This window comes from Azoarcus sp. PA01, assembly GCA_001274695.2.
In the GTDB taxonomy this organism is placed as follows: Bacteria; Pseudomonadota; Gammaproteobacteria; order Burkholderiales; family Rhodocyclaceae; genus Aromatoleum.
Map to the genome: position 1 here is coordinate 1,085,045 of LARU01000002.1, position 12,201 is coordinate 1,097,245.

Sequence of the window (12,201 nt, forward strand, 5' to 3'; positions counted from 1 at the left end):
CGGGAATGTTCGGCGAACTGCTCGCCGCGATCGACGCGTCGGCGCTATCGGTCCATCTGCGGCATTCGATCTGGCTCTACCCGGTCGTCAGCGCCGCCCACATCCTCGGCATCGCGCTGCTGGTTGGGGCGATCGTGCCGATGGACGCGCGGCTGATCGGCGTGTGGCCGTCGCTGCCGGTGGCGCTGTTCGCGCGCACGATCCTGCCGTTCGCTGCCGCAGGCGCGATCCTGGCGATCGCCACCGGCACATTGCTGTTCATCGTGCAGCCCGCCGATTACGCCGCGCTGCCGGTGTTCTGGACCAAGATGGCACTGGTGCTCGCCGGCGTCGCCAATGCGCTCGTGCTGCGGCGCAGCGCGACGTGGCGGCACGCGATCGGCGCCGAGACGACCGGCACGACGCACGCGCTGCGGCTTTCCGGCAGCCTGTCGCTGGCGATCTGGCTGACGACGCTGTTGCTCGGCAGGCTGCTCGGTTTCGTCTGACGGCGGGCAGCGCACCCGCGCCCGCCGCCGTCCCTCCTCAGGTTGCGCGATGACTGTCAGTCTTCGAGCAGGCTGCGCAGCATCCACGCGGTCTTTTCGTGCACTTCGAGGCGCTGCGTCAGCAGGTCGGCGGTCGGCTGGTCGTTCGCGTCGTTGACGACCGGAAACAGGCTGCGCGCGGTGCGGGCGGTCGCTTCCTGCGCGGCGACGAGGCTGCGGATCATGTCGAGCGCTTTCGGCACCCCTTCGATTTCCCTGATCGACGCGCGCTCGACGAACTCGCGGTAGGTCCCCGGCGCGGGAAACCCGAGCGCGCGGATGCGTTCGGCGATCAGGTCGAGCGCGGTCCATTGCTCGGTGTATTGCTGCATGAACATCACGTGCAGCGTGTTGAACATCGGCCCGGTGACGTTCCAGTGGAAGTTGTGCGTCATCAGGTACAGCGTGTAGCTGTCGGCGAGCAGCGCCGACAGACCGTCCGCGATCTTCGCGCGATCGCCTTCGCTCAGCCCGATGTCGATCCTTGCCGCCCCTCTTTCCAGTTTTTCCTGCTTGTCCTGTTTTTCCAGCTTGTCCTGCTTCTTCGATGCCATGCTGTTCTCCTTGTCGAAAGCAAACGAAATCGGTGCATTGCCCGTGCAGGACTATATACGGGATGGGGCGGCAGGACTCAGGACGAAGGCATTATCGCGGCGCTGCGCAGCGTCCGTGTCGGCATGCCGGGAAGATCACGCCCTCAGTGGTCGAGCAGCTGCAGCCCCGGCGGCAGCGATTCGCCGAACGCGCGCCATTTCTCGGCTTCCTCGAGCACGACGACTTCGCGCACCATCGCGGCCCAGCTCGGCGGCGCATTGATCGCCACGAGCCGCCGCGCCACTTCGTCGCGCAGTTCGGCCGGCAGGTCGCGCGTGCGGTCGCCGGTCAGGCGGGCGATCTGCGCGGCGGCGAACGCCGCGGATTCGATGCGCTTCCAGTCGAGCGCGAGGATCGCATCGAGCCAGCGCGCCGCGACATCCGCCGGCACGACGTTGTGCGCGCTGCCATACAGTGGCTCGCGCGCGCCGATGCGCCCGACCGCCCACCACGCGTTGTGCTTTTCCGCGGGTTTCTGCAGCCGCTCGATCAGCCATTCGCCGATCTCGATGCGATGCTCGACGTCGACGCGCTCGAGCGACGCGGCCAGGCGCACCAGATCCTCGAAGCTGCCCCGCGTCCCGACCGGCTGGCGGGCGCGTTGCGCAGCGGCGTCGGCTTCGAGCTGTTCGCCGGCCGCCTGCAGCGCGAGCAGCTGTTCGGGCGCACCCAGGCCTCCCGCGGCGCGGCGCCACAGCGTCCACCATTCCGACCAGTTCTGCCGCTCCCGCACGTACTGGATGCCCTGCCCGAACAGCGTCCACAACTGCTCGACGCGCCAGTCGTCGAGCGGATAGCCGAGCCCGGGGCGCAGGCAGTAGCCGGCGAGGTTGAGCCACAGGCGCTCGTGTTCGGCGGAGCGGCGCCGCCGGCGCACGCGCTCCCACAGCACGTCGAACAATGCGCGCAGCAGCGGCACGTCCCAGCTTTCGCGCTTGCCGAGCAGGTGCTCGAGCTGGCCGCGCAGCTGCCGCACTTCCTTGCCGCTGAGCTCGTGCGAGCGCGAGCCGAAGACGCGCTCGACCGCTTCGACCGCGTCGGCGAAGCGCGGCGGCAGCGCCGCGACCGTCTCGGCCTGCGCCGCGCCGTCGCCGCGCAGCTGGAACGCCAGCAGCCAGCGGCGCGCGGGCTCGGCGATGCTGACGCAATGCATGTCGAGCGTGCCGACTTCGGTCATCGCGGCGACGATCCGCACCGGCACGTCGACGGCACCGCTGCCGGCCGCCGGGATGACGGTCGCGATCGGCGGCAGGCGCACGAAGTCATCGCCGGCGACATCGACGAGATCGCCTGCCCGATGCGGCGTGTCGGCAGCCGACGACACGAGGTGGAACTGCACCGGCTGGCCAAGCTTCAGCGCGAAACTGCGCTCCGGCAGATGCACTTCGACCGCTTCTTCGGTGCCGCGCGGCAGCACGCACACGCCGCGCCGCGACGGCCCGTCGCCCTCGATGACGAGGAAATAGCTGCGCGGCGAGCCGCCGCCGATGCGCGGCCCGTGCCCGGCGCGCACCAGCGCGTACGCGACGGCGCCGCGCGCGACCGCGACGTCCGGGTCGTCGTTGTGCAACAGGCGCAGCGCCTGGCCACGCCAGCCGCCGAGCACGTGCTGCAGCCGCTCGCTCAGCGCATCGGCGCGGAACACGCCGCCGTTGAGCAACACGGTGTCGGGCACCGGCAGCTCGGGCGCTTCGGGCGCCTCCGCGCCGAGCGCTTCGCGCGACGCGGCGGCGTGTCGCTCGAGAAACGCCGCGAGGTGGCGCGTGATCGCGGGATCGGCCGGATACGGCAGGCCGAATTCGACGATGCCGGCGCGCCGCCGGGCAGGGCGCTGATCGGCGCCAATACGCGGCAGGAAGCCGTCGACGATCAGGTGCTCGACTTCGTCGCGCGCGAGCTCGACCGAGCGCGCGCCGCCGACGAGCCGGCTGCCCGCGCCGAGCAGCGTCACCGTCGTGCGCTCGGGCGCGGCCTGGCCGAGCAGCTGTTCCTTCGCGCCGCGGCAGCGCTGCAGCAGCTGCGAGAAGCGGGCCGCGGTGAGCTTGCCGTCGGCCGCGCCGAGGCGCGTCTCGACGACGTGCGCGAGCGCGAGGTCCATGTTGTCGCCACCGAGCATCAGGTGGTCGCCGACGCCGATGCGCGCGAGGCGCGGTTCGCCGTCCTCGATCGCGACGCGGATCAGCGTGAAATCGGTCGTGCCGCCGCCGACGTCGCAGACGAGGATCAGCCGTGTCGCCTCGAGCTCCGCCGCGAGACTCTGGCGATGGCGGAACAGCCAGTCGTAGCACGCCGCCTGCGGCTCCTCGAGGAGGCGCAGCGCCGGCAGCTGCGCGAGCCGCGCCGCTTCGAGCGTCAGCGCCCGTGCACCTTCGTCGAACGACGCGGGCACGGTGAGCACGACCTCTTGGCGCTCCAGCGGCGCATCCGGGAAGCGCGCGTTCCACGCCGCGCGCACGTGCGCGAGGTAGCTCGCGCTTGCCTCGACCGGCGACACTTTCGCGACGTCGTCGCCTGCGCCCCACGGCAGGATCGGCGCGCTGCGGTCGACCCCGGCGTGCGACAGCCAGCTTTTCGCGCTCGCGACGAGCCGTCCCGGCACCTGCGCGCCGAGCTCGCGCGCGAGGGCGCCGACGACGACCGGCTCGACGCCGGCGACATCGCTCGCCGCCCACGGCAGCTGCAGGTCGTCCGGGCTCAGTTCGCCCGGCGCCGCATGGTAGCGCAGCGACGGCAGCAGCGGCGGCGCCGCGACCTGGCCCGCGGCGACGAGCTGATCGATCGGCAGCAGCGCGATCGCGTCATCGCCCGGCGCCGCGTACGCGACGACGGTATTGCTGGTCCCGAGGTCGATCCCGACGAGGTAAGGTTTCACGGCATTCAGGACTGTCCGCCGCGCACGTCGAACGACACTTTCCAGCGCGCGCTGCCGTCCGCGGGCAGCGCTTCGAGTTCGAGCGTGCCGGCTTCGGTGACGCGCGCATGCAGCTTCACGCGCACGATCTCGCCGGCAGCGCGGCCTTCGGCCGGCAGGCTCGCCTCGATCTCCTCGAGCTCCTGCAGCTCGTCAGGCGCCCAGAAGTCGAGCAGCGTGCCGACTTCGTCCTGGCGGCGCACCGACGAACCGAAGAAGCGGAAGCGCACCGGTTCGCCGACGACGAGGCCGAACTCCTGCGCCGGCAGCGCCGCGTCGCTGCCCTCCTCCATGCCGAACGGCGCGAGGCACAGCGCCTGGATCGGCGGCTCGACGCCCGGCACTGCCGGCATCGCGGATTCGACCGCGACGTAGTACGCGCGCGCAGTGCCGCCGCGGATGCGCACGCCGCGGCCGCGCCGCACGTAGCCGTAATATGCGGCGCCGCGCGCGACCGCGAGGTCGAGGTCGGCGCGCTGCAGCACGCGCACCGGTGCCGCGCCTTCGGCTTCGAGCCAGCCGTCGAGCGTCGCCCGCACACGATCGGCGAGCAGCGCGGACTTGAACACGCCGCCGTTGAACAGCACTGCGGTCGGATGCAGGAAGCTCGCGTCGGCCGGATGCTGCGCGCCGAAACCTTCGAGCTCGGCCGTCGCGCCGAGCTGGCGGCCGAGGAACGCCGCGAGGTGGCGCGTGATCGCCGCGTCCTGGGCATACGGCAGGCCGAGCTGCGTGAGGCCGGCGCGGGCGCGCGACAGCGGCCGGTCGCTGACCTGGGCCGGCGGAAAGAAGCCGTCCACGATCGTCACGGTCAGCATCTCGCGCCCGAGTTCGGTGCGTATCGAGCCGCCGATGAGCTTCGCGCCACGGCTCGGCACGACGATCGGCACGGCGTCGACCGTCGCGTCGCCGAGCAGCGTCTCCTTCGCGCCGCGGCACGCGTGCGCGAGCGCGCGCATCTGCCACGCGTCGAGCTGCGTGCCCGCGGCAGCGAGGTTGCGCGCGACCGCGTACGCGAGCGCGAGGTCCATGTTGTCGCCGCCGAGCAGGATGTGCTCGCCGACTGCGACGCGGTGCAGTTCGAGGTTGCCGTCGCGTTCGACGACTGCGATCAGCGACAGGTCGGTCGTGCCGCCGCCGACATCGACGACGAGGAGGATGTCTCCAGGTTTCGCTTCGTCGCGCCACTGCCCTTCGCTCATCTGGATCCAGCTGTACAGCGCCGCCTGTGGCTCCTCGAGCAGCGTCATATGGCGGTAGCCGGCAGTGGCCGCGGCTTCGGCAGTCAGCTCGCGCGCCCCCGGATCGAACGATGCGGGGATCGTCACGGTGATGTCCTGCTCGTCGAACGGCGCGTCGGGCTGTGCGTCGTTCCACGCGTCGCGCAGGTGCGCGAGGTAGCGCACCGACGCTTCGAGCGGCGAAATCCGCGCGACTTCGTCCGGCGCATCGGCTGGCAGGATCGCCGCCTTGCGGTCGACGCCCGGGTGGCACAGCCAGCTCTTCGCGCTCGACACGAGGCGGATCGGCGTGCCGGCACCGCGCGAGCGCGCGAATTCGCCGACGACGTAGTCCTGCGCGCTCGCCCACGGCAGCGTCAGGTCGCCTTCGCCGAGCTCGTTCTCGTGCGGCAGGTAGAGGAAGGACGGCAGCAGCGGCAGCGCCTCGACGGCGCCGGGGCCGGTCAGCTGCGGGATCTCCAGCACCTCTTGCGCGGCGTGTTCGCCGTCGCTGCCGCCAATGTCGACGTACGACAGCGCGCAGTGGGTCGTGCCGAGGTCGATGCCGATGACGAAACGCGGCTCGCTCATAGCTCCACCTCCGCCTGCGCGACGATCGACGCGTCATGATGCTCGGCGAGCTTCGGCAGGCGTGCGTCGGTGACGCGCCAGCCGCGGTGGCTGATCGTGCCGGTGAACGGCGGCTTGCCGACGACGTTGCCGGTGACGCGGATCGCCGCGGCGTCGAAACCCTCGCCGAGCGTCACGCGGCTGCCTTCGGCGTCGGCGCGCACCGGCTCGATGCTGAAATGCTCGCGCAGCACTTTGCGGCAGCCGGCATGCACCAGCCGCGCCGCGCCGCCGACGTCGGCGTCGGAATAGGCCGCGATGTCCTCTTCGACGAAATCGATGAGGCGGGCTTCGCGCTGCAGCATGCCGAGCAGCTGGAGCGCGGCCTCGTGCGGCACTTCGCGCAGCGGAGGCGCAGCAGAGGCCGCTTCGGCGGCCGGCGCGGCGACGTCAGCGCCCGCGCGCAGGCGCATGACCTGCGCGGCGAAGTCGCGGTTGCCGATGATCGAGAAGAATGCGCCGAACGCGAGCGACAGTCGGCGCATGAAAGAAGGAGCGGTCTGAGCCATGAAAAGATCCTGTAGGTCCTGTAGTGGTCCGGCACCGGCGGAGCGGGGATCGCGCCTGCCGGCAGCGGAATGCCCACGCGCGCCAGCGGTTCATGCTCCGGCGATGTCGTCGGCGGGCCGCCGGCACTCCCCGTCCGGGAACCGTTGCGCCGGGCACCGCAATTCAATTCCGGTTGTCACATCATCGGCCGGCGCGGGCTGGCCGGCGCCAGGGATGGTGCGACGCAATATAGTCGATTCTGCGACTGGCGCCCACAATGACAGCGAGACCGGTCAGCAGCCGCGCCAGCGTGCGGATCGTACCATCCGGGCAGGCGCGGCGCGCCGCCCGCGGCACGAGCGCCGACGCGGTTTGCGCCAATCATTGCGGGAGAACGTCCTCATGCGCTACGAACTGTATTACTGGCCCTCGATCCAGGGGCGCGGCGAATTCGTTCGCCTGCTGCTCGAAGAAGCCGGCGCCGACTACGTAGACGTCGCCCGCCTGCCCGAGGAAAACGGCCGGGGCTTGGCCGCGCTGCTGCGGCTTCTCGACGGCGAATCGCTCGAACACGTGCCGTTCGCGCCGCCGTTCCTGAAAGCGGGCGACCTCGTGATCGGACAGACCGCGAACATCCTGCTGTATCTCGGCCCGCGGCTCGGCCTCGCGCCGAAGACCGAAGCGGGGCGGCACTGGGCGCATCAGCTGCAGCTGACGATCGCCGACCTCGTCGGTGAAATCCATGACACCCACCACCCGATCGCGAGCAGCCTGTATTACGAGGATCAAAAACCCGAAGCGCTGCGCCGCGCGAAGGATTTCACGAAGAACCGGCTGCCGAAGTTCCTGCGCTATTTCGAGCAGGTCCGCGCGCAGAACAGCTTTCGCAGCGGCTACCTCGTCGGCGACACGCTGTCGTACGCAGACCTGTCGATGTTCCAGGTCGTCGCAGGCCTGCGCTACGCGTTCCCGCGCACGATGGCGCGCCTCGAACCGGGCTGTCCCGGCCTCGTCGAGCTTCACGCCCGCGTCGCCCGCCGCCCGCGCCTCGCCGCGTATCTCGCGTCGGATCGGCGCCTGCCGTTCAGCGAAGAAGGCATTTTCCGTCACTACCCGGAGCTCGACCGTTAGGCCGGCCCCAGAGCAGGGGCTTTCGTCAGCGTCCGCGCGGCGCCCGTCCGGCGCCACTGCGCTGGCCGTGGTGACCGCTCAGCCCGACACGACCGTGCGACGAGCGTGACATTTTTCACACTCTCGAGCTCGCGCAGCTAAACTTCTCGCCCCCCTAAATGGAATACGAGGTATGGATAACAGACGAGAGAAAAATGAGAGTTTGCGTTCATCGCGGCACACGGCAAATCGGCGGCAGCTGTGTAGAGATCGAACACGAAGGCAGCCGTATCGCCCTTGATTTTGGGCTTCCACTTGACGGGCAGCCGACCGACGCGGCGTTGGTGCCTCGCATCACCAACGAGCTGTCGGCAGTCGTAATTTCCCATCCGCATATCGACCACTACGGTCTGCTCCACCATCTACGGGCTCACACGCCGGTCTGCATGGGCGCAGCGGCCAGGAGAATCATAAAAGCCGCCGCGCCATTCACCGGGCAGCCCTTGCCAGCCTTGGACGGCCCGGAGCTTGAGCACCTGAAGTCTTTGGCAATCGGCCGAGGCTGTGTAAAAACGCCTCTTATGGCATGATATTGGCATTGTTGTCAGGGTGATCGGGTGCCATGAAACGATTCATCGAAGGACAGTGCCGGACACAGAGCGCATTACTACCCGAGAGTCTGGATGACTTTGTCGCCGAGACAAATCCGGTACGGGTGATCGACGTCTTCGTCGATGAGCTTGATCTGCGCAAGCTGGGCTTCGCTGGCGTCGATCCAGCGGCCACCGGACGCCCCGCCTACCATCCGGCCGCGCTCCTCAAACTCTACATCTACGGCTACCTGAACCGGATCCAGTCGAGTCGGCGCCTGGAGCGCGAAGCTCAGCGCAACCTGGAGTTGATGTGGCTCATCGGACGCCTGACGCCCGACTTCAAGACCATCGCCAACTTCCGCAAGGACAATCCGAAGGGCATCCGTGGCGTCTGTCGCCAGTTCGTCGTGCTGTGCCGCGAACTGGGACTGTTCGCCGAAGCGGTGGTCGCGATCGACGGCAGCAAATTCAAGGCAGTCAATAACCGCGATCGCAACTTCACCAGCGCCAAGCTGCAACGGCGCATGGAAGAGATCGAATCGAGCATCGAGCGCTACCTGGTCGAGATGGACAGCGCTGACCGGCAAGAGCCGGCTGTGGCCCAGGCGAAGAAGGAGCGACTGCAGGACAAGATTACGACGCTGAAGGCGCGAATGAAGGAACTCGAAGCGATCGGCGTGCAGCTCGAGAACGCGCCCGACAAGCAGGTTTCCCTCACGGATCCCGACGCCCGCTCGATGAAGACGCGGGGCACGGGCATCGTCGGCTACAACGTGCAGACGGCCGTCGAGACCAAGAACCACCTGATCGTCGCCCACGAGGTAACCAACGACGGGCTGGACCGAGATCAACTGAGCAAGATGGGCAAGCAGGCCCGCAAGGCGATGCGAGTGGAGTACCTCACGGCAATCGCCGATCGGGGCTATTTCAAGAGCGAGGAAATCCTCGCCTGCCACAAAGCCGGCGTCGTGCCGCTCGTTCCGAAAAGCACGACTTCCAACGCGAAAGCCGAGGGGCGGTTCGACCGGGCAGACTTCGTGTACGACCGTGACAACGACGAGTACGTCTGTCCAGCCGGCGAGCGCCTGATCTGGCGCTTTGCGCGAGTCGAGGCGAGGCTGACGATGAATCGCTACTGGAGCTCATCCTGCCCGCGATGTGCCCTCAAGCACCAATGCACCCCGAGTGACTATCGGCGTGTGAGCCGCTGGGTGCATGAGGAAGAGCTGGAGGTCATGCAGGCGCGGCTCGATAAAGCGCCGGACAGTATGCGTATCCGACGTCGGACGGTCGAACACCCCTTCGGCACCCTCAAGGCGTGGATGGGCGCGACCCACTTTCTGACCAAGGGCCTCGAACGCGTCCGAACGGAGATGAGTTTGCACGTTCTGGCGTACAACCTGAAGCGAGTAATGAATCTGATGGGAAACGAGGCACTGATGGCAGCGATGCGGGCCTGAAGCAGGTCTATTACGTCCTCAATAACGCCGCCTCGCCGCCAGCGAATGACTTGAATTGCCAAGAGTCCTGCCGACGCGGACGCCGGGCAGCGCAGGTTGAACCGTTTTTACACAGCCTCGGCCCCTTCCGGATCACGCCGTACCTCGTCGATCATTCTGCTTACGACGCCTATGCCCTCCTCGTGGAGGCGGGTGGCAAGCGTCTGTTCTACAGCGGCGATTTCCGTGCCCACGGGCGAAAGGGAAAGCTATTCAATTTGCTCATCAACCACCCTCCGGAAGATGTCGACACCTTGCTGATGGAAGGATCGACCCAATCCCGCCTGGATGCGAAGGATGATTTTCCGAGCGAAACCGATCTTGAAAAACAGCTTGCGAATATTTTCCGCGCAACATATGGCATAGTTATGCTGCATGCGTCGGCGCAGAACATCGACCGCGTCGTTACCCTATATCGCGCCTGCAAACAAAGCGGACGCACAATGGTCATCGACCTGTATGCCGCTGCAGTGCTCGAGGCGACGGGCAACGAGAACATACCTCAGTCGTGCTGGCCTCAAGTTGCGCTCTTCACTCCCGAGCGGCAGCGCCGTCAGGTTGTGAAGAACCAAGCCTTCGACGTACTGAAACGGCATTCGGTAAATCGGATATATCGGGAAGACCTCAAGGCGATGGCTTCCAAGGTCGTCTTACTCTTCCGACCCTTGCACATGCAGGACTTGGAGGCCGCAGGATGCTTGGAAGGCGCCAGCTTCGTCTATTCGCAATGGCTAGGCTACCTTGAACAGGATTCCTATAGGTCCATGCAACTTTGGCTCGAGCAGCTCGGCATTGAAATGAAATACATTCATACCTCCGGTCATGCGAGCCCAGCAGACCTCACGCGTTTCGCAGCAGCAATTGGCGCAAAGCAGTTGGTACCCATCCACAGCTTTGCACCAGATAAATATGCCCAGCAGTTCGCCAACGTGGTGATAAGGCAAGACGGCGAATGGTGGGACCTATGAACGTACTCTTAAATTGAAGGTGCAAACCATGTCAAGCACAACAGGCTTTATCCCCGAATTGATGAATCACATCATGAAGGGAGCCAACATTCCGAAGGTCCAAGTCGAGCGAGTCGTCGGACCGGTGCTGGGTTTCTTCATCGCGGATGTTCTCACGGCCACACTCGCCGAGGATCCAGTCCTGTCTGGGGACTACGTAATGCTGTGTCCGGAGTTTCCGCTGAAGAAGACGGACGACAATCAATCGACGAACATCGATTGGCTGCTTTTCAACAAGACGCGAAAGGAGTTGGTACTCCTTGAACTCAAGACAACGGATACGACCTTTTCGTCCGAGCAGGCCGGAATCTACTTGAAGAAAAGAGACGAAATCAACGAGGGGGGAGCTGATTTTCTGCTTAACAACTTCCAGACGATCGCAGCAAACTCGACGGAGTCAGGCAAGTACCAATTCGTTCTTGAAGAACTGGATAAGGCGCTTCCCGATTTCCGTCAGGCAGTATCGGAGTGCAGGAAGGCCAGAGTCGTATATCTTGTTCCGAATGTCGTCAAGACAGCCGGGCATTCCGAGTTCGAGCGCATGGACAAAGTCCTCTCCTTTGGCGATCTCGCAGACGATATTGCCGGGCCCTTCTCTGGAGAATGGCGAGCCATCAAGCGATCTCTTGAGGTGCTTGACTCGAGCAGCCGGCGCAGCCGCAACGGGCAACAGGAGGTTTGCGATCGCGACAATTACGATTCCCGAGTCGATTTTTTGATGATTAAGGAAGAATGCGCCAAGAGGGGGGCAACGATCGAGGTCGGATTTACAGGGGGCGAGCCAGCGCTGAGAAAGGCAAGCCCGGAATACCTGGAGTCGCGGCTGTATAAGTGGGACTCGGTCGAAAGTGGCCGAGGCACAAAGATCAGGGCGAATTGGATTCCTGGCGATCGTTTTCTAGAAATCGCCAACGGTGTCGGGCAGCCGATGCCGGGATCGAAGCGAAGCGATATTTTGAATCAGCCTTTCATGCTTTCCTGCGAGCAACGCCAGCAATACGAGGCCTGGGTCAGGAAGCAGTTCAGGGATTTCTTGGGGGAGGGTTGCCTGGAAGGTCTTGAAGTGTCGGTTCGATTCACCTTCGGACCTTTGGGTCGATCCGTGGAAGCCCGTGTTGAGGGCAGCGACGTGCGATTAGCGATCGAGGATGCTCTGCAATCTTGAGAGGAGAGCCGGATGAGCGATCGTTTAATGGGCAAGAAAGCGGACGCAATCCTTCATGTTCAGGTCCCTCTCTCCGATCTGAGGCTCGGCTCCTGGTATGTCGGACGGGGCCGAAACGGAAACGTCGGGCTATGGGATGGGACCGACTTCCGGGTCATTGCCAGGGTGGGTATCAAGACAGGACCCGGCCCTCGCGACTGGACAACTGAATGGGGAATCAAGCGGGAACCCTATTATGGGGAAACAGAAGGCTGCTTCCAGCCCTTCTGCCGAATCGATGAGGGGCAAATAGTGGAACCTTTCGGGGAGCTCGGCTGGGATGCTCATTACGGCAGGAGTTTGCTGCTGGGAAACTAGCTAGGGAGAGAGCCAACCCGATCGGCGGCCGGTCCCCCTTCCGGCCTGTCTTCGGATAGTGCGGCTCGTGTCACCGACCGGCACATAGGAGCCAGTTGA

General features: G+C 65.8%; 11 protein-coding genes. 7 read left to right on the forward strand and 4 right to left on the reverse strand.

All coding sequences use genetic code 11. The features are described 5' to 3' along the window. Positions 1 to 5: 5 nt before the first annotated feature. Entirely contained in the window at positions 6 to 488 is a 483-nt protein-coding gene (locus tag PA01_06070) for a hypothetical protein (protein ID KON81231.1), read from the forward strand. 56 nt (positions 489 to 544) lie between these two features. Here PA01_06070 and PA01_06075 read toward each other — a convergent pair whose 3' ends face one another. From PA01_06075 to PA01_06090, 4 genes are all read right to left on the reverse strand, one after another. Beyond that, positions 545 to 1,081, reverse strand: coding sequence for a DNA starvation/stationary phase protection protein (locus PA01_06075; GenBank protein ID KON82343.2), 537 nt, complete (start codon positions 1,079 to 1,081; stop codon positions 545 to 547). A gap of 143 nt (positions 1,082 to 1,224) precedes the next feature. Beyond that, on the reverse strand, positions 1,225 to 3,993 hold the full coding sequence (locus tag PA01_06080) for a hsp70 family protein (GenBank protein ID KON81232.1): 2,769 nt from the start codon (positions 3,991 to 3,993) through the stop codon (positions 1,225 to 1,227). Between the two features lie 5 nt (positions 3,994 to 3,998). After that, on the reverse strand, positions 3,999 to 5,843 hold the full coding sequence (locus PA01_06085; protein ID KON81233.1) for an Hsp70 family protein: 1,845 nt from the start codon (positions 5,841 to 5,843) through the stop codon (positions 3,999 to 4,001). Then, positions 5,840 to 6,391, reverse strand: coding sequence for a DUF2760 domain-containing protein (locus PA01_06090; protein KON81234.1), 552 nt, complete (start codon positions 6,389 to 6,391; stop codon positions 5,840 to 5,842). The genes PA01_06085 and PA01_06090 overlap by 4 nt, the downstream gene beginning before the upstream one ends. A 382-nt stretch (positions 6,392 to 6,773) precedes the next feature. On the opposite strand from PA01_06090, the gene PA01_06095 reads away from it, so the two are divergent. The 6 genes from PA01_06095 (at position 6,774) to PA01_06115 (ending at position 12,102) form a co-directional block, all read left to right on the forward strand. Beyond that, positions 6,774 to 7,502 (forward strand): glutathione S-transferase, encoded by a 729-nt coding sequence (locus tag PA01_06095; GenBank protein ID KON81235.1) that lies wholly within the window; start codon positions 6,774 to 6,776, stop codon positions 7,500 to 7,502. A 158-nt stretch (positions 7,503 to 7,660) separates the two neighbouring features. Next, complete coding sequence (locus PA01_18630) at positions 7,661 to 8,071, forward strand: MBL fold metallo-hydrolase (protein KAI5913050.1); 411 nt, start codon at positions 7,661 to 7,663, stop codon at positions 8,069 to 8,071. A gap of 32 nt (positions 8,072 to 8,103) precedes the next feature. Next, positions 8,104 to 9,534, forward strand: coding sequence for an IS1182 family transposase (locus PA01_06100; protein KON81236.1), 1,431 nt, complete (start codon positions 8,104 to 8,106; stop codon positions 9,532 to 9,534). Between the two features lie 50 nt (positions 9,535 to 9,584). Then, positions 9,585 to 10,541, forward strand: a complete 957-nt coding sequence (locus tag PA01_06105) for a hypothetical protein (protein KAI5913051.1) — start codon at positions 9,585 to 9,587, stop codon at positions 10,539 to 10,541. 28 nt (positions 10,542 to 10,569) lie between these two features. After that, the gene (locus tag PA01_06110) at positions 10,570 to 11,745 is read left to right on the forward strand and encodes a hypothetical protein (protein KON81237.1); all 1,176 of its coding nucleotides are present in this window, start codon (positions 10,570 to 10,572) and stop codon (positions 11,743 to 11,745) included. A 12-nt stretch (positions 11,746 to 11,757) separates the two neighbouring features. Continuing rightward, the gene (locus tag PA01_06115) at positions 11,758 to 12,102 is read left to right on the forward strand and encodes a hypothetical protein (protein ID KON81238.1); all 345 of its coding nucleotides are present in this window, start codon (positions 11,758 to 11,760) and stop codon (positions 12,100 to 12,102) included. Positions 12,103 to 12,201: the final 99 nt, after the last annotated feature.